The 16,835-nt window shown below is 62.0% G+C and carries 16 protein-coding genes; 6 read left to right on the top strand and 10 right to left on the bottom strand.

The window, feature by feature from the left end:
• Positions 1 to 145: 145 nt before the first annotated feature.
• From AAIL66_RS00540 to AAIL66_RS00550, 3 genes are all read right to left on the bottom strand, one after another.
• A complete protein-coding gene (locus tag AAIL66_RS00540; protein WP_343495770.1) occupies positions 146 to 1,261 on the bottom strand; it encodes an acyl-CoA dehydrogenase family protein in 1,116 nt (371 codons plus the stop codon).
• 144 nt (positions 1,262 to 1,405) lie between these two features.
• The gene (locus AAIL66_RS00545; RefSeq protein WP_343495771.1) at positions 1,406 to 2,587 is read right to left on the bottom strand and encodes an acyl-CoA dehydrogenase family protein; all 1,182 of its coding nucleotides are present in this window, start codon (positions 2,585 to 2,587) and stop codon (positions 1,406 to 1,408) included.
• 278 nt (positions 2,588 to 2,865) lie between these two features.
• The gene (locus AAIL66_RS00550; RefSeq protein ID WP_343495772.1) at positions 2,866 to 3,552 is read right to left on the bottom strand and encodes a YceH family protein; all 687 of its coding nucleotides are present in this window, start codon (positions 3,550 to 3,552) and stop codon (positions 2,866 to 2,868) included.
• Positions 3,553 to 3,638: 86 nt separating this feature from the next.
• Here AAIL66_RS00550 and purN point away from each other — a divergent pair, with 86 nt between their 5' ends.
• A complete protein-coding gene (purN, locus tag AAIL66_RS00555; RefSeq protein ID WP_034408510.1) occupies positions 3,639 to 4,217 on the top strand; it encodes a phosphoribosylglycinamide formyltransferase in 579 nt (192 codons plus the stop codon).
• A gap of 50 nt (positions 4,218 to 4,267) precedes the next feature.
• On the opposite strand, the gene AAIL66_RS00560 is transcribed toward purN, so the two are convergent.
• The gene (locus tag AAIL66_RS00560; RefSeq protein ID WP_314353239.1) at positions 4,268 to 4,525 is read right to left on the bottom strand and encodes a DUF1653 domain-containing protein; all 258 of its coding nucleotides are present in this window, start codon (positions 4,523 to 4,525) and stop codon (positions 4,268 to 4,270) included.
• A gap of 140 nt (positions 4,526 to 4,665) precedes the next feature.
• On the opposite strand from AAIL66_RS00560, the gene AAIL66_RS00565 reads away from it, so the two are divergent.
• Together AAIL66_RS00565 and AAIL66_RS00570 are read left to right on the top strand one after the other, a co-directional pair.
• Positions 4,666 to 5,997, top strand: a complete 1,332-nt coding sequence (locus tag AAIL66_RS00565; RefSeq protein WP_343495773.1) for an RsmB/NOP family class I SAM-dependent RNA methyltransferase — start codon at positions 4,666 to 4,668, stop codon at positions 5,995 to 5,997.
• Positions 5,998 to 6,120: 123 nt separating this feature from the next.
• On the top strand, positions 6,121 to 7,341 hold the full coding sequence (locus AAIL66_RS00570) for a fatty acid desaturase (RefSeq protein ID WP_034408512.1): 1,221 nt from the start codon (positions 6,121 to 6,123) through the stop codon (positions 7,339 to 7,341).
• Here AAIL66_RS00570 and AAIL66_RS00575 read toward each other — a convergent pair.
• The gene (locus AAIL66_RS00575) at positions 7,316 to 7,696 is read right to left on the bottom strand and encodes a hypothetical protein (RefSeq protein WP_343495774.1); all 381 of its coding nucleotides are present in this window, start codon (positions 7,694 to 7,696) and stop codon (positions 7,316 to 7,318) included. The two genes, AAIL66_RS00570 and AAIL66_RS00575, sit on opposite strands and share 26 nt — an antisense overlap.
• A gap of 300 nt (positions 7,697 to 7,996) precedes the next feature.
• Between AAIL66_RS00575 and AAIL66_RS00580 the strand changes: the two genes are divergently transcribed.
• Positions 7,997 to 9,421, top strand: a complete 1,425-nt coding sequence (locus tag AAIL66_RS00580; RefSeq protein WP_343495897.1) for a PLP-dependent aminotransferase family protein — start codon at positions 7,997 to 7,999, stop codon at positions 9,419 to 9,421.
• A gap of 16 nt (positions 9,422 to 9,437) precedes the next feature.
• On the opposite strand, the gene AAIL66_RS00585 is transcribed toward AAIL66_RS00580, so the two are convergent.
• The 4 genes from AAIL66_RS00585 to trxB form a co-directional block, all read right to left on the bottom strand.
• Positions 9,438 to 10,196, bottom strand: a complete 759-nt coding sequence (locus tag AAIL66_RS00585) for a hypothetical protein (RefSeq protein ID WP_034356590.1) — start codon at positions 10,194 to 10,196, stop codon at positions 9,438 to 9,440.
• 139 nt (positions 10,197 to 10,335) lie between these two features.
• Positions 10,336 to 10,506, bottom strand: coding sequence for a 50S ribosomal protein L33 (rpmG, locus tag AAIL66_RS00590; protein ID WP_003058233.1), 171 nt, complete (start codon positions 10,504 to 10,506; stop codon positions 10,336 to 10,338).
• A gap of 20 nt (positions 10,507 to 10,526) precedes the next feature.
• Positions 10,527 to 10,760, bottom strand: coding sequence for a 50S ribosomal protein L28 (gene rpmB, locus AAIL66_RS00595; RefSeq protein ID WP_003058229.1), 234 nt, complete (start codon positions 10,758 to 10,760; stop codon positions 10,527 to 10,529).
• 277 nt (positions 10,761 to 11,037) lie between these two features.
• Positions 11,038 to 11,991 (bottom strand): thioredoxin-disulfide reductase, encoded by a 954-nt coding sequence (trxB, locus tag AAIL66_RS00600; RefSeq protein WP_003067867.1) that lies wholly within the window; start codon positions 11,989 to 11,991, stop codon positions 11,038 to 11,040.
• Positions 11,992 to 12,249: 258 nt separating this feature from the next.
• On the opposite strand from trxB, the gene AAIL66_RS00605 reads away from it, so the two are divergent.
• Together AAIL66_RS00605 and lolA are read left to right on the top strand one after the other, a co-directional pair.
• Positions 12,250 to 14,610 (top strand): DNA translocase FtsK 4TM domain-containing protein, encoded by a 2,361-nt coding sequence (locus AAIL66_RS00605; protein WP_343495775.1) that lies wholly within the window; start codon positions 12,250 to 12,252, stop codon positions 14,608 to 14,610.
• A 22-nt stretch (positions 14,611 to 14,632) separates the two neighbouring features.
• On the top strand, positions 14,633 to 15,268 hold the full coding sequence (lolA, locus tag AAIL66_RS00610) for an outer membrane lipoprotein chaperone LolA (protein ID WP_343495776.1): 636 nt from the start codon (positions 14,633 to 14,635) through the stop codon (positions 15,266 to 15,268).
• Positions 15,269 to 15,394: 126 nt separating this feature from the next.
• Here lolA and brnQ read toward each other — a convergent pair whose 3' ends face one another.
• On the bottom strand, positions 15,395 to 16,723 hold the full coding sequence (brnQ, locus tag AAIL66_RS00615; protein WP_034378601.1) for a branched-chain amino acid transport system II carrier protein: 1,329 nt from the start codon (positions 16,721 to 16,723) through the stop codon (positions 15,395 to 15,397).
• Positions 16,724 to 16,835 lie beyond the last annotated feature (112 nt).

Below are 16,835 nucleotides of genomic sequence, written 5' to 3' on the forward strand. Positions count from 1 at the left end.
TTGTGAATGGCGCAAGGATCATAGGAAGAGCAGCAGGGTCCATAGTGCATGCAGGAAGCAAAACAGCACGCCGAAGCGTGCTGTTGACTTTTAGTTCTGGGTTGAATGCAGTTGCCGTGATCTTGATGAATGTTGATGCAGGCTTTCAGGCAAAGACGCCGGCGCTGTCCTGCATGTGGGCCGATACCGTGCCCAGGTGGTGCAAGGTGTCGCCGCCCGTCATCTCCATCTGGGTCAGGCGCTTGAAGTAGTGGCTGCCCACATATTCGTCCGTCACGCCGATACCGCCATGCAGCTGTACGGCCTGCTGGCCCACATAACGCATGGACTGGCCCAGCTGCACCTTGGCGCGGGCGATGGCGACATGGCGCTCCTCGGCAGGCGCCACCAGCTTGAGCGTGCCGTAGTAGCTCATGGAACGGGCCAGCTCCAGCTGCATCTTCATATCGGCCACGCGGTGACGCAGGGCCTGGAAGCTGGAGATCACCACCCCGAACTGCTTGCGCTGGTTCATGTACTCGGTGGTGAGCTTGAGCGTCTGCTCCATCACGCCCACGCCTTCGGCGCAAAGAGCGGCATTGGCCACATCCTGTGCCAGGGTGAGGGCAGCCACGCCATTGGTGGTGATCAGGGTGGCCGATGCGGCATGGCAGACCAGATCGGCCGCGCGTCCCTCATCCTGCGTGGCATAGGGCTTGGTGGCGACGCCTTCGCGGCCGTTCTCGACGAGGAAGAGCGCAACCTTGCCGTCGAGCTGGGCAGGCACGATGAAGGCGTCGGCCTGGTCGCCGGCAGGAACAATGTTTTTCGTAGCATCTACCGTATAGCCATCGCCGGATCTGGAGGCTTTTGCGGCGCAAACATCAATCTGGTAGCGCGCCTTGCGCTCCTGTGATGCGAGCACCACCAGCTTTTCACCGCTGGCGATACGGGGCAGCCAGGCTTGCTTGACGGCTTCGTCACCAAACTGGCCGAGCAGGGCGGAGGCCACGAAAGCCTGGGTCAGCGGCTCCATCACCAGACCGCGGCCCAGCTCTTCCATGACCACCATCACATCGACTGCACCCTGGCCCAGGCCGCCATATTGCTCGGGCACGGTGAGAGCCGTCAGGCCCAGTTCGGCCAGCTCGTTCCAGACCTCGCGCGAGAAGCCGCCCTGCTTGGCAATGCTCTGGCGGCGCTCGAAGGTATAGCCCTTGTCCACCCAGCGGGCCACGGCATCGCGCAGTTGCTGCTGGTCGTCGGAAAAATCGAAATCCATATTTGTCTCCTGCTGCTGAAGCGAGTGCGCTTTGCGCACCATCACATTCAGCGAAGCTCTAGCAAGAACCCCCTCCCGGAGGGGGCACGGGGTAGCAGTGCGTGTTCGCGCAAGCGAAATATCCGCGCTGCCGCCAGTTCCGGATCAGCCCAGCACCGTTTGCGCGACGATGTTTCGCTGCACCTCGTTGGAGCCGCCATAGATGGTGGTCTTGCGCATATTGAAGTAGGTCGCGGCCAGCGGCGCATTGCCCAGCACGTCGCCGGGAAAGTCGCCCTGGTAGCCTGCCTCCATGGCTTCCTGGATATAGGGCAGGGAGTAGGGGCCGGCGGCCAGCATCATCAGCTCGGAGTAGCGCTGCTGAATCTCGCTGCCTTTGATCTTGAGCAGGCCGGCGATGTCCAGCGGGTTCTTGCCCGATTTCATGGCCGACAGCACGCGCAGCACCAGCATTTCCAGCGCGATCACATCGATCTCCAGCAAGGCGATCTGATCACGGAAGCGCTGGTCTTCCCAGACCCCTTCGGTCTTGGCGATGCGCTTGAGGCGCTCCAGCTCGCGCTTGGCACGGTTCACATCGGCGATGTTCGTGCGCTCGTGGCTGAGCAGGTGCTTGGCGTAGGTCCAGCCCTTGTTTTCCTCGCCGATCAGCTGGTCGGCAGGCACTTCCACATTGTCGAAAAAGACCTCGTTGACCTCATGCGAGCCGTCCAGCAGCTTGATGGGGCGCACGGTCACGCCCGGCGACTTCATGTCGACCAGCAGGAAACTGATGCCGGTCTGGGGCTTGCCCTCGTTGCTGGTGCGCACCAGGCAGAAGATCCACTCGCCGTACTGGCCCAGCGTGGTCCAGGTCTTCTGGCCGTTGACGATGTATTTGTCACCCACGCGTTCGGCGCGGGTCTTGACGCTGGCGAGGTCCGAGCCCGAGCCGGGCTCCGAATAGCCCTGGCTCCACCAGACTTCGCCGCTGGCGATGCCGGGCAGAAAGCGCCGGTGCTGCTCCGGCGTGCCATAGGCCATGATCACCGGAGCCACCATCACGGGGCCGAAGGGCACGATGCGCGGCGTGCCGGCGAGTGCGCATTCTTCCTCGAACAGATGCTTTTGTACGGCGCTCCAGCCGGGGCCGCCGAATTCCTTGGGCCAGCCGTAGCCGAGCCAGCCTTTTTTGCCCAGAATCTTGGCCCAGCGCTGCATGTCCTCGCGCGTCAGGTGCAGATCGTTGCGCACCTTGTGCGCAATATCCTCGGGCAGATTTGCCCGCACCCAGCTGCGGATCTCTTCGCGAAAAGCCTGTTCTTCAGGGGTGAATGCCAAGTCCATGCGTTGTCTCCTGCAAATGCTGGAGATTTGTAGCACGCACGTTCTTTTTCTGGCTGTCCGGGTTGCGACAAATGGTGGGAAACCCCAGGGATGAGTCCCCGAACGGCTGCGCCGCTTCTCCCAAGGGGGACGACAGCCTCGCTGCGGGACGGCTCTTGCTGGTCGTTTCTGATCGGGAGTGTGCCCGCTTGTGGTGACTGTGAACTTTGGATCTTGATTGAAAAAGGCCACCAGCGCTTATTGGATGAACGCTGGCAGCTATCAGTTTCTGTCGGGATTCATTCAGCCGGGGCAGCAGGCGGCTCCACGCCCAGCGATTCGCACAGCATCTGCACGGTGGCGCGCAGCTGGGCGACTTCGGCTTCGAGCGCATCCACTCGCTGCTGCAGGGCCGATGCATTGCCGCCTGTGCTGGCGCTGCTGGTGCTTGCCAGGGCGTTGACATCCACCGGACCGCAAAGCAGATGGGCCCAGCGCTGTTCGCGGGCACCAGGGGCGCGCGGCAGCTGCACGACCAGCGGACCGCCTTTTTCCTCGCTGCGTTCGCGCAGTTCGTCGAGAAAGGCTTCGACCGAGGAGATGTCGGCAAAGCGGTGCCAGCGCTCGGAGTTGATGCGCAGCTCGCCAGCGGTCTGGGGGCCGCGCAGCATCAGCAGGGCCAGCAGCACGGCAGATTGGTCAGGCACGCCAATGCCGCGCGGGAAGTTGTGCTCCCAGCGCGTGGAGCGCACGCTGCTGATCTGCACCGACAGGGTCTTGAGGCGCAGGCTGTCCAGTGCCTCCTGGGCCTCGCCCTCGCTGACCTCCATCACCGGGTCGCGGCTGGACTTCTGGTTGCAGCCCGTGACCAGGCTGTTGAGCGTGAGCGGATAGCTGTCGGGCACGGTGCGGGCCTTTTCCATCAGCGTGGCCAGAACGCGGGCTTCGATGGCGCTCAAAGGGGTGTTGCGTGGGTCAAACGGCATGGGGTCTCCTCGAAAGTCTTAGGGCAGCGCACAGGAACTGGTGCAAACCCGATAGGGTTTGTCCGTCAATGCGACAATCGCCGCCCATGAAAAACATCGTGATCCTCATCTCGGGCGGCGGCTCGAACATGGCTGCCATTGTGCGTGCATCCCAGCAGCAGAACTGGGCAAAGCAGTACAACGCCCGCGTGAGCGCCGTGGTGAGCAACAAGGCCGAGGCCAAGGGCCTGGTGTTCGCGCGGGACAACGGCATCGCCACCGAGGTTCTGGATCACAAGCAGTTCGACAGCCGCGAGGCCTTTGATGCCGAGCTGACGCGGGTCATCGATCGCCACGCGCCTGATCTGGTGGTGCTGGCCGGTTTCATGCGCATTCTCACGCCAGGCTTTGTTGCGCACTATGAGGGCCGGCTGATCAACATCCATCCCTCGCTGCTGCCGGCCTTCACCGGTCTGCACACCCATCAGCGTGCGATCGATGCGGGCTGCAAGTTTGCGGGCTGCACCGTGCACCGCGTGACGGCCGAGCTCGACGTGGGCCCCATCCTGGAGCAGGCCGTGGTGCCCGTGCTGCAGGGTGACACGGCCGAGCTGCTTGCTGCACGCGTGCTGGTGCAGGAGCACATCATCTATCCGCAAGCCGTGCTCAATCTGATCAAGGCTTGATCAGATTTGATGGCTTCTATCCCTTTATAGGTAAGCGATAGAGCCTGTCTTTATGCTGATTTCTGCTCCTCGGCGGGCAGGCGGCGAAAGCGTGGGCGCTCCACGCCGTCGATTACCACCGTCTCGTTGAACATGGCGGCCGGGCGCACCCACAGGCCATGCTCGCCATAGAGCGCGCGATATAGCGTCATGGGCTCCAGCGTCTCGCTGTGGCGCACCGTGCCTATGACTTCATAGCGCATGCCTTTGTAGTGTTCGTAGAGACCGGGCTCGGTGGTGATGAGTGCAGGCAGATCGTGGTCGGACATGATGCTTTAAAAAGATGAGCTGTCAACGCTTGAAAGAAAAGGGCTGAAGCCTGTTTTTACTATGAATCGTTTGGAGCAGGCCGGCGTCATAGATTTCTGGTGCCAGCCAGGGCCAGGGCGAGAGTGGGACAATTGCGCCCATGCATCCCAAAGCCCTTCTCGACGCTTGCTCTGAACTCGTCAAGCGCGCCCTGACATTTGAACACCCGGCCGATGCCGTGGTGTCCCGCTTTTTCCGCGAAAACCGCTATCTGGGCCCGCGCGAGCGCGCCACCCTGGCCGAAACCGTCTACACCGTGCTGCGCAAGAAGCTGCTGTTCGAAGCGCTGGCGCATTCGGGCAGCGGCGCACGCGAGCGCCGGCTGGCCATCCTGGGCTTTGCCGCCGTGCTGCGCGAGCAGGCCAAGAAGGAAGGCAAGGTCAAGAACAAGGACGGCCAGGACAGCGAGACCTTTATCAAGGCCGCGCTGACGCCCCAGGAACTCAAGTGGCTGGCTGCCTGCGACGGCATCAAGCCCGAAGAGCTGATGGAGGCGCACCGCCATAATCTGCCCGAATGGCTGGTCGAGCCGCTCAAGGCCCAGCTGGGCGATGGATTCTGGGCACTGGCCGCCAGCATGGAGCAGGCAGCTCCATTGGACCTGCGTGTCAACACGCTCAACGACAAGCGCTCCGATCTGCGCAAGGAACTGGAAAAAGCCGGCATCAAGGCCGAGCCCACGCCGTTCTCGCCCATCGGTCTGCGTGTGGACGGCAAGCCTGCGCTGGCCAAGATTGATGCCTTCAACCGCGGCGCCATCGAAGTGCAGGACGAAGGCTCGCAACTGCTGGCACTGATGCTGGATGCCAAGCGTGGCGAAATGGTGGTGGACTTTTGCGCCGGCGCCGGCGGCAAGACCCTGGCCATTGGCGCGGCCATGCGCAACACCGGCCGTCTGTATGCCTTCGACGTCTCGGGTCATCGCCTCGATGCGCTCAAGCCTCGTCTGGCGCGTTCGGGTCTTTCCAATGTCCACCCTGCCGCTATTGCCCACGAGCGCGACGAGCGCGTCAAGCGCCTGGCCGGCAAGATCGACCGGGTGCTGGTCGATGCTCCCTGCTCGGGCCTGGGTACGCTGCGCCGCAATCCCGACCTCAAGTGGCGCCAGAGCGTCAAGGCCGTGCAGGAGCTGACGCAGAAACAGGCAGCCATCCTGGAAAGCAGCGCGCGCCTGGTCAAGGCCGGCGGCCGTCTGATCTATGCCACCTGCTCCATCCTGCCAGAGGAAAACGAAGCCATTGCCGAAGCCTTCAGCGCCGCTCACCCCGAGTTCGTTCCTCTGGACGCGGGTGAGGTGCTGGAGCAGCTCAAGATTGCCGACGGCGACAAGCTTTGCAGCGGTGGTGACGAGGGCCGACGCTATCTGCGTCTGTGGCCGCATCAGCACGAGACAGACGGGTTTTTCGCCGCTGTTTGGGTGAAAAAGGCGTAACTTCGGTGCAAATCCGGTATCTGCTGTCGGGGAATCGACAACAGACCGGTCGGCGGCTCACCTAAAATGGCACGACCGTGCTTATCGAGTGGGCGCGGTTTTTTGCCAAAGGCTTTGTTATTTATGTCGCTGGATATAGCCTCGATCTGGAATGCCGTCGTGGATTGGATGGCCAATGGCCTGTGGGATCTGACGTGGTGGCAATTGCTGCTCTACACCCTGATCACCACCCACTTCACGATTGCGGGTGTCACCATCTATCTGCACCGCAGCCAGGCGCATCGGGCACTGGATCTGGGGCCTGTTCCCTCGCATTTCTTCCGCTTCTGGCTCTGGCTGGGCACGGGCATGGTGACCAAGGAATGGGTAGCCATCCACCGCAAGCACCACGCCAAGTGCGAGACCGCAGATGACCCGCACAGCCCGCAGACGCGCGGCCTGGGCAAGGTGATGCGTGAAGGTGCCGAGCTGTACCGTGCCGAGGCCAGGAACGAGGAAACGCTCAGGAAATACGGTCACGGCACGCCCGATGACTGGATGGAGCGCAATATCTACCGCCATTCGGTGATGGGCCCCTCGCTGATGCTCATCCTCAATGTGGCGCTGTTCGGCGTGATCGGCCTGTCGATCTGGGCCGTGCAGATGGTCTGGATTCCATTCTGGGCTGCGGGCGTGGTCAACGGCGTGGGGCATTTCTGGGGCTATCGCAACTACGAGGCGACGGATGCCTCCACCAATCTGGTGCCCTGGGGCCTCATCATCGGCGGCGAAGAGCTGCACAACAACCACCATACCTTTCCCACTTCGGCCAAGTTCTCCGTCAAGCCCTACGAGTTCGATATCGGCTGGGTCTATATCAGCCTCATGCAGAAGCTGGGCTGGGCCAAGGTCAAGAAAACCCCGCCGCGTCTGCGCATGGGCGTCGTCAAGCCCGTGGCCGACGAGCTGACGCTGGAAGCCATCATTGCCAATCGCTACGAGGTCATGGCCCGTTATGCGCGCGGCGTGCGCACGGCGGTTCAGCACGAGCTGGACCTGCTCAAGCAGAAGCAGGCACAGAAGTCGGATGTCTCCCTGCTCAAGGGTGTGCAACGCTGGCTGCACCGTGATGCCGACAAGGTGCCCGAGCGTGCCCAGAGCCAACTGGCGCAGGCCCGCGCTGCGCACCCGGTGATTGACCAGATGCTGGTCATGCGCGAAGAGCTGCGTCAGCTGTGGCTCAACACCAGCCTGAGTCGCGAGCAACTGACCGGTCAGCTGCAGGCCTGGTGCCAGCGCGCCGAGGCCAGCGGCATTGCGGCACTCAAGGATTTCTCCGTCAAGCTGCGCGCTGCCCACGTCTGAGGCCGAGCTTGCCAATCTGCTGCCAGATTCTGGCAAGCGCGAAGCTCAGGCCTTTTCCCTCTTCAAGCCGCTGCGCTGCCCGGCTTTGCTGTATCCGTGCCGCCGGATATTGAATCCAGGCCGCACCTGCCGGCGTGCTCAGCTGCACCCAGGTGCGACTGGGGCAACGCCAGCTTTGCCCGGTTTGCAGCACCATGACCTGACCGAAGTGATTGTCGGTAAAGCTCAGCGGCCCGATGGCCAGACGCAGCGGCCCTTGTTGGCAGAACAGTTCGCTGCCTGGTTCAAACAGCAGCGATGCAGCTTGGCCGCTGTTGAGGCTATGTATTTTCGGGGTGAGTTCCGGCTGTGACATGGTGGCTGGAGGTCTTTGATTCAGGCCCTCAAGCGTAGGGAAGCACGGCTTGGCAGAACAGGCACAGCAAGCGTTCCGTACAGGCGTAGCAGCATGGATTGCTGTGCATCTGTTCCGGTATGTTTGCTGACAATCTGTATCTGTTGCAGAACAGGGCTTGCTGGCATGATGCCTGCCCGGTCCTGCGTTTTTGTCATCATGCTGACTTCCACCACCTCCGAATCACAGCCTGCCGATCATGCGACAGGCGATGCGCTGCTGCCGCTGTATCAACGGCTGGCCGCGCACTACAGCAAGGCCATGGAGCTGGGGAGCCTGAAGCCCGGGGAGCGCATGCCGTCGGTGCGCGAGCTGATGGCGCGGCATGACATCAGTCTCTCGACGGCCTTGCAGGTGCTGCGTTTTCTGGAAGCGCAGGGTTGTCTGGAGGCCAGGCCCCGCGTGGGCTACTTTGTGTGCGCGACGATGACGGGCGATATTCCTCTGACCAGCGAACCGGACCTGAGCCAGCCGCTGTCTCCCGGCGCGCATGCGCATTTCGTGGGCATCAACGAGCATATTTCTCTGCTGCTCGAGCGCGGCCGTCAGGCCGAGGTCTATATGGACATCGGTGGCTGCACGCCGCCTGCCTCCTTGTTCGATCATCACTATCTGAACAAGACCGTCACCAGGCTGCTGCGCGAGCATCCGACGCTGCTCTCGCAGGGGCGCTCTCTGCTGGCCAATCAGGGCAATCATCCGCTGTTTCAGCAGGCCATGGCCAGACGGGCGCTGGCCTCCGGTATCCGTGTTGCACCTGCCGATGTGCTGGCAACCACCGGCAATTCCGAAGCGGTGAGTCTGGCGCTGGCTGCCGTGGCATCACCCGGGGACATGGTGGCCGTCGAATCGCCAACCTATTACGGCCTGCTGCAGGTGGTGGAGTCCTTGCAGCTGAAAACGCTGGAGATTCCCTGCAGCCCGCGCACCGGCATGTCCATCGAGGCGCTGGAGCTGGCTTTTCAGACCCAGCCGCGCCTGAAGGCCGTGGTGGTGGTGCCGGATCTGCAGATGCCGCTGGGCGCGCGCATGCCGGACGAGAAAAAGGCCAGACTCGTGGCCCTGTGCGCGGCCCATGGGGCGGCGCTGATCGAGGACGACTCCTACGGTCTGTTTGTCGAAGGGCTGCCGGTGAAGCCGCTCAAGGCCTGGGACAGTGTCTCCGGGCATGTGATCTATTGCCAGGCCTTCAACAAAAGTCTGGCGCCGGGCCTGCGCCAGGGCTGGATGAATGGCGGCCAATGGCATGGCCGCATCCAGATGCTGAAATTTGCACAAAGCCGCAATACCCAGACGCTGGGGCAGCTGGTCGTGTCCGAGGTGCTGGGGTCACCCACCCATCAGCGCAGTCTGGAAAAGCTCAGGCAGCAGCTCAAGCGACAGCGCGAGGCCATGGCCAGACTGGTTGCACGTCATTTCCCGCTGGGCACGCGCATGAGCCTGCCAGGCGGCGGCCTGTGCCTGTGGCTGGAGTTCCCCGCGCAGATGTCCACATCGGACCTGTTCACGGCAGCCCTGGCGCGCGGCATACGTATTGCGCCGGGCAGCATGTTTTCCAACTCCGGCAGGTATGAGCACTGCATGCGCCTGGCCTGCACCCATCCGGTCGACGAACTCATGGAGAGGGCGATGCAGGATCTGGGCGCGATGGCCTGCCGGCAACTGGGGCAGAGTCCGCGCAGCTAGCGCTGGCCGGGGTCCTTTACTTCGTCGGCTGACCGGCCATGCACTTGCTCAGGAATTCACGGGCCTTGCCGCCTTCCTTGTAGAAGGTGCTGATGACCTCCTTGCCTTCCACAGAGACCTTGAAGCGGGCTTCTTCCTCTTCCCCAAGCTCCTTGACCAGTGCTTCGGGGCCGCCCAGCGCATAGACGATGGCTCCCCATTTGCCATTGGACATGGTGTAGTTGATGGCGCCGACCTCCTGGGGCCGGTCCTGGTTCTGGGTCAGCGTGGTTCTGATCTTGCGCGGGCTGGCGGGCTGGGGAATGTCCATGCCCAGAAAGGTCAGCAGGGCACCGTTGTGCTTGGCCGTGGGGCCGGAAAGCTGAACGGCACCGGACATGCTGCCAAAGATCGCCGCACATTCAAGACCGGAGCGCGGGTTTTTCTCGTCATGCGAGAACATCCAGTAGCCCTTGCGCAGTTTCTGATACTGCGGGTCTTGTGCAATTCTCTGTCCTTCCTTGATCAGCTCCTGCCCCTCGCGCAGCAGCTCCAGCTGGCTGCGCGCCAGACCGCCCAGGGCATCGGCGGGCGACGGTTCGGCGCGTTGGGTGGCGGCGGGCGCGGAGCTGAACTGCTCGCAGACGGGCACCGAGGCCAGACCCGGTGAGCCGCCTGTCATGCCGACCTGGCGCTGGCCGGGGCCGGGACCCGTGGGGCAGATGAAGGTCTGGCCGAAGACGGCTGGCGACACGGCAAGCGAAAAAAGCAATGTGCTCAGCGTCCTGTGATTCATGTGATCCATCCCTGTTCGTTGCAAACTGCCAAGTATAGGGAGGGTCGCTGCGTCAGCTCTCGCGCCGCGACAGGAGTCGCAAAGGCATGAAAAAACCGCCTGCACTTGCGTGAGGCGGTTTTTCAAGAAACAGGCCGAATTACTTCAGCTTGGTTTCCTTGTACTCGACGTGCTTGCGAGCCTTGGGGTCGAACTTGATGATCGACATCTTTTCAGGCATCGTCTTCTTGTTCTTGGTCGTTGTGTAGAAGTGACCGGTACCAGCAGTGGAAGCCAGCTTGATCTTTTCGCGTCCGCCTTTAGCAGCCATGGTGTTTCTCCTTCAGGAAATTAAGCTTGGCCACGAGCGCGCATGTCTGCGAGCACGGAGTCGATACCGTTCTTGTCGATCAGGCGCAGAGCAGCGCTGGAAACGCGCAGGCGCACCCAACGGTTTTCGCTCTCCACCCAGAAGCGGCGGTATTGCAGGTTGGGGAGGAAACGACGCTTGGTCTTGTTGTTGGCGTGGGAAACATTGTTGCCCACCATGGGCTTCTTGCCCGTAACTTCACATACGCGTGCCATTGGGACACTCCGATAGTTGAATCGGCCGCCGGCTCTGGAATCCTGCAGAAGCAGGAGGTGCCGACAACCTCACCTCGCCAGTTTGTAATGGGTGGCGGTAGCCCGATTGCGGAAGTCCCGAAGCACGGTAAAGCGCGAACCTGGAATTCAGCAAAGTCTGCGATTATAGCGTTTTCGCAAAAAAGCCCCTGGTGCCGGCCAAAACTGGCCAAACCCAAGGGCTTTTGCGCCGAACATGCGCTAACAACCGCTCAAACGCCGAAGCGCCTTGGCGTCATCAGGATTCCTGTTCCAGGAAGCGCTGGGCGTCCAGGGCTGCCATGCAGCCGGTGCCGGCGCTGGTGATGGCCTGGCGGTAGACATGATCCTGGCAGTCGCCAGCGGCGAATACGCCGGGCACGCTGGTCTGGGTGGCAAAGCCCTTGAGACCGCCCTGGGTGATGATGTAGCCGTTTTCCAGCTCCAGCTGACCCTGGAAGATGTCGGTGTTGGGGTGGTGGCCGATGGCGATGAAAGCGCCTTGCAGCTTGACCTCTTCGGTGTGGCCGTCCTGCGTGCTCTTGATGCGGATGCCGGTCACGCCACTCTGGTCACCCAGCACTTCATCCAGTGTGAAATGGGTCTTGAGCTCGATCTTGCCTTCCTCGACCTTTTCCATCAGCTTGTCCACGAGGATGGGCTCGGCCTTGAACTTGTCGCGGCGGTGCACGAGGGTGACCTTGCTGGCAATGTTGGACAGGTAGAGAGCTTCTTCTACGGCCGTGTTGCCGCCGCCGATCACGCAGACGGGCTGCTCGCGATAGAAAAAGCCGTCACAGGTGGCGCAAGCGGACACGCCGCGACCCATGAAGGCTTCTTCGGAGGGCAGGCCCAGGTACTTGGCCGATGCGCCGGTGGCGATGATCAGCGAGTCGCAGGTATAGACGCCGCTGTCGCCGGTCAGGGTGAAGGGGCGCTTGGAGAGGTCAACCTGGTTGATGTGGTCGAAAACGATTTCGGTCTTGAAGCGCTCGGCATGTTCCTGAAAACGCTGCATCAACTCGGGGCCCTGCACGCCCATGACGTCGGCAGGCCAGTTGTCCACTTCGGTGGTGGTCATCAACTGGCCGCCCTGGGCCATGCCGGTAATCAGCAGGGGCTTGAGGTTGGCACGGGCCGCGTATACGGCTGCGGTATAGCCGGCAGGGCCGGAGCCGAGGATGAGAACTTGTGCGTGTTTGGTAGAGGACATGGAGCGGAACTCTGAAAAAAGCAGGCCGACAGCCGGCGCGCGGTCATGAAAACATTGGGAAGATGTGGGAGTATCGCTCCGGATCAAGGTCTGCGCGTGCAGCTGTTTTTAATCACCGGAATTGTTAAAAATGATAGTGATGAAGCGAATCCGGCTGCCGTATGGCAGTTTTGTTGCATGTGCTTGCATTACGCTGAGCGATCGTCTTGGCCGAATGCACCGCTTGGATAAGGGCCTAAGGTAAGCTTGCGCCTGCGTATGACATACACATTGAACGCTTCGAACGCGTCTTCTTCCAGCAAATCAAAATCCCGCGCTGCGACTCCGCGCTATGGAGTGATTCGCTTCAGCCAGGAGGTTTTGCTGTTGATCGGCCTGCTGGCGCTGGTGTTCTGGCTCATGGCCATGTTCACCTACTCGCCGCAAGACGCAGCCTGGTCCACTTCGGGCGCCGGGCAAAAGCCGTTTGTGCACAACTGGATGGGCCGTGTGGGTGCCTGGCTGGCCGATGCCTGCTACTTCGGCTTCGGCATGTCCATCTGGTGGCTGGTGCTGGCCGCCGTGCAGACCTGGGTGACATCGCTGGTGCGCTGGATGCGTGGCGGGGTGAACAAGGACGGCAGCCCTCTGGCGCTGATGCCGCTGTGGCGCCGCCGCTTTCTGTTCTGGGGCGGTCTGGCCATTCTGATGATTGCCAGCTGCGCGCTGGAATGGACGCGTCTGTACCGTTTCGAGAGCTTGCTGCCGGGCCCCGCTGGCGGCGTGTTTGGTTACATGATGGGCTTCAACGCCCTCAAATGGCTGGGCTTTGCCGGCTCGGGCCTGATCGGCATCTGCCTGTTCGTGCTGGGCGCAGCCATGGTGTTCGGCTTTTCCTGGGGCAAGCTGGCCGAAGGCCTGGGCGCGCGCCTGGACGGCATGGTGCAGTTTGGCCGCGAGCGTCGTGAAATTGCCAAGGATGTCTCTGTCGGCAAGAGAGCAGCCCGAGAACGCGAGGAAGTGGTGTTTGACCGCACAGAAGGTGCGATTGCTGCACCGGTGCATCAGCCTGTGCAGATCATCGAACCCGTGCTGCAGGAGGCTAGCCAGCCCAGCGCACGGGTGGTGAAGGAACGCCAGAAGCCGCTGTTCACCGATCATCCGGACAGCAAGCTGCCGCAGGTGGATCTGCTGGACCAGGCCCAGCAGCGCCAGGAACTGGTGTCTGCCGAGACGCTGGAGATGACCAGCCGGCTGATTGAAAAGCGCCTCAAGGACTTTGGCGTGGAAGTGCGGGTGGTTGCGGCCATGCCCGGTCCTGTGATCACTCGCTATGAGATTGAACCTGCCACGGGCGTCAAGGGCTCGCAGATCGTCAATCTGGCCAAGGACCTGGCGCGTTCGCTGTCCCTGGTCTCGATTCGCGTGATAGAGACCATTCCCGGCAAGAACTTCATGGCGCTCGAGCTGCCCAATGCCAAGCGCCAGTCGATCCGTTTGTCCGAAGTGCTGGGTTCGCAGGTCTACCACGACGCCAAGAGCCTGCTGACCATGGGGCTGGGCAAGGACATCGTGGGCAACCCCGTGGTGGCCGATCTGGCCAAGATGCCCCACGTGCTGGTGGCCGGCACGACCGGCTCGGGCAAGTCCGTGGGTATCAACGCCATGATTCTGTCTCTGCTCTACAAGGCAGAGGCGCGCGATGTGCGTCTGCTCATGATCGATCCCAAGATGCTGGAAATGTCGGTCTATGAAGGCATTCCCCATCTGCTGTGCCCTGTGGTCACCGACATGAAGCAGGCGGCCAACGGTCTGAACTGGTGCGTGGCCGAGATGGAGCGCCGCTACAAGCTCATGAGCAAGCTCGGTGTGCGCAATCTGGCCGGCTACAACAGCAAGATCGATGAGGCCAAGGCGCGCGAGGAGTCGATTCCCAACCCCTTCAGCCTGACGCCCGAGGAGCCCGAGCCGCTGCAGCGCCTGCCGCACGTCGTCATCGTGATCGACGAGCTGGCCGATCTGATGATGGTGGTGGGCAAGAAGATCGAAGAGCTCATCGCTCGCCTTGCGCAAAAGGCGCGTGCGGCCGGCATTCATCTGATCCTCGCAACCCAGCGCCCCAGCGTGGACGTGATCACCGGCCTGATCAAGGCCAATATTCCGACGCGTATTGCCTTCCAGGTCTCCAGCAAGATCGACAGCCGCACCGTGCTGGATCAGATGGGGGCCGAGACCCTGCTGGGCATGGGCGACATGCTGTACATGGCCAGCGGTACCGGCCTGCCGATCCGTGTGCATGGCGCTTTTGTCTCCGACGACGAGGTGCATCGTGTGGTCAGCTATCTCAAGGAGCAGGGGGAGCCGGACTACATCGAAGGCATCCTGGAAGGCGGCTCTGTCGATGGCGAGGGTGGTGATGACGATGGCGAAGGCGGCGGCGAAAAGGACGAGCTCTACGATCAGGCGGTAGAAATCGTGCTGAAAGACCGCAAGGCCAGCATTTCCTACGTTCAGCGCAAACTGCGTATCGGCTACAACCGCTCGGCTAATCTGCTCGAGCAAATGGAAAAGGCCGGCCTGGTCAGCTCGCTCACATCCAGTGGGCAGCGCGATGTTCTAGTTCCGGCCCGCAGTGAGTGAGCCACGCACAAGAGAGAGAGTCATGAAACGTCTTTTGACTGCAATTTTGATAGCTGGCAGTGCAAGTGCTGCAATGGCTGATGGTCTGAAAAGCCTTGAGTCCTTCATGAAGAATGCCCAGGCGGGCAAGGCCGACTTCACCCAGTCCGTGACCTCGCCACCCAAGTCCGGGCAGGAGGCACGTACCAAGGTGTCCAGCGGCAGCTTCGACTTCCAGCGCCCCGGCAAGTTCCGTTTCAACTACACCAAGCCTTTTGAGCAGCTCATCGTGGCCGACGGCAAGACGCTGTGGCTGTACGACGCCGACCTGAATCAGGTGACGGAGCGTGCCCAGGCCCAGGTGCTGGGCAGCACGCCAGCGGCCATCCTGACATCGGCCACCGACCTCAAGGCCTTGAAGGCCGATTTCGAGCTGGGCAACCAGCCTGACGCCGATGGCCTGGAATGGGTGCTGGCCAGCCCCAGGCAGAAAGGCGGTCAGCTCAAGAGCGTGCGCATAGGCTTCACACCCGAAGGCAAGCTGGCTGCGCTGGATATCGAGGACAGCTTTGGCCAGCGCTCGCTGATGCAGTTCAAGGGCCTGCAAACCCAGGCTTCGCTGCCGGCATCGACCTTCCACTTCACGGTGCCCAAGGGGGCCGATGTGCTCAAGCAGTAAAGATCGCGGCGCGCATCAGCAAAAAGGCCTGAGGATTGTGTCCGCAGGCCTTTTTTATGCAGGAATCGGGTTTGAGCCCTTGTGAGTGGAGCGCAGCCAGCTGCGCTTTGGTGGGGACTGTTGTGATCAGGCGCGCGTGGCGTTTGCGGCACTTTGCTTGTTGCCGATGGCGAAGTCCAGCAGGCCTGCAATCACCAGCACGCCGACCACAGGGGCGACCCAGCCCATGCCCAGGGCGGCGCCGGGCAGCTTGTCCAGCCAGGCGGGCACCAGTGCATCAAGCTTGGCAGCCTTGGCAGCGTCAAACAGGCCGAAGACCAGGGCGGTGCCCATTGCGGGGATGTAGACGCGCGGTGGCTGATTCCAGCGATGCAGCAGGCTCAGGGCGATCAGGGCGATAGCCACGGGATACAGCCCCACAAGCACGGGCACGGCCACGGCGATCAGCTGGGCCAGGCCCTGGTTGGCTACGGCTGCACTGAAGACCGACAGGCCGATGACCATGGTGCGGTAGGAGATGCCGGTCAGCTCACTGAAGAAGCTGCTGCAGGCTGTGATCAGGCCCACGCCGGTGGTCAGGCAGGCCAGCATGATGACGATGGCGAGCAGCCACAGGCCTGCGGGGCCAAAGGTTTGCTGTACAAAGGCTGTGAGAATCTGCACACCGGTGGTGGCGTTGGCAGCCAGTTGGCTGTTGGTGGCGCCCAGATACATCAGCGAGACATAGACCAGGCCCAGGCAGGTCGCGGCAATGATGCCGGCGTAGATGCAATATCGGGTGTGCAGCTTGCTGTCGCTCACGCCGGCAGCCTTGATCGCGTTGACGATGACGATGCCGAAGATCAGCGAGGCCAGGGCGTCCATGGTCTGATAGCCCTGCAGAAAGCCTTCGGAAAAGGCGGCCGCCTGCGTGGCATAGGCCTCGGTGCTGAGACTGTATCCATCCACAGGGGCCAGCACGGCGGAGCCGCCGAGCACGGCCAGCGCCAGAATCAGCACGGGCGTGATGATCTTGCCCACGTTGTCCATGAGCTTGCCGGGGAACAGCGACAGCAGCGCCACCGCCACAAAGTAAGCGATAGTGAAGGCCAGCAGCATGGCAGGTGTGTTGCCGACAAAGGGAGCCAGACCCATCTCGAAGGATACGGTGGCCGTGCGCGGCGTCGCAAACAGAGGGCCGATGGTCAGATAGATGGCCACGGCCAGCACCAGGCCGGCAATGCGGCCTATGGGGCTGGTCAAGGTGTCCAGGCCGCCACCCACGCGTGCGAGAGCGACTACGCCGAGAAGGGGCAGACCGACACCCGTCAGCAGAAAGCCGGTCGAGGCGCCGAGCAGGTTTTCACCGGCTGCCAGGCCCACCATGGGTGGAAAGATGATGTTGCCGGCCCCGAGGAACAGGGCAAAGGTCATGAAACCGAGGGCAAAAATGTCCCAGGTCTTGAGTTTTTTCATACGCGTAGACTCAGACGTGCAGCGCTGGCACGCCCTGTAGCAGTGTGGAGCCAAGGAAAGTTGCGGATGCTTTCGATTGATTTCTGGCTGATGGCGGTAGCCCTATCAGGCA

This window comes from Comamonas sp. F1-6 (genome assembly GCF_039581415.1).
Lineage (GTDB): Bacteria > Pseudomonadota > Gammaproteobacteria > Burkholderiales > Burkholderiaceae_C > Comamonas > Comamonas thiooxydans.